This window comes from Mesorhizobium sp. M2E.F.Ca.ET.209.01.1.1 (genome assembly GCF_004010375.2).
Classification (GTDB): domain Bacteria; phylum Pseudomonadota; class Alphaproteobacteria; order Rhizobiales; family Rhizobiaceae; genus Mesorhizobium.
Window position 1 is genome coordinate 1 of the sequence record NZ_SADP02001190.1, and the last position, 290, is coordinate 290.

General features: G+C 65.5%; 1 protein-coding gene. It reads left to right on the top strand.

Annotated elements, in window-relative coordinates; all coding sequences use genetic code 11:
• On the top strand, positions 1-290 hold a 290-nt coding region (locus EN852_RS39685; RefSeq protein ID WP_189546657.1), incomplete at both ends, for an acyl-CoA dehydrogenase family protein.

Sequence of the window (290 nt, forward strand, 5' to 3'; positions counted from 1 at the left end):
ATGACCGAGAAGCAGGGCGGCACCGATGTGCGCGCCAACACCACAAGGGCCGAGCGCACGGGAAGCGGCTTCTACCGGTTGACCGGCCACAAATGGTTCATGTCGGCGCCGATGTCGGATGCCTTCCTGGTGCTCGGACAGGCGCCGGAGGGACTGTCCTGCTTCCTCGTTCCGCGCATCCTGGGCGACGGTTCCGGCAATGGCTTCCGCTTCCAGCGCCTGAAGGACAAGCTCGGCAACCGCCCGAACGCCTCGTCTGAGGTGGAGTGCGTCAACGCGATCGCCGAGAT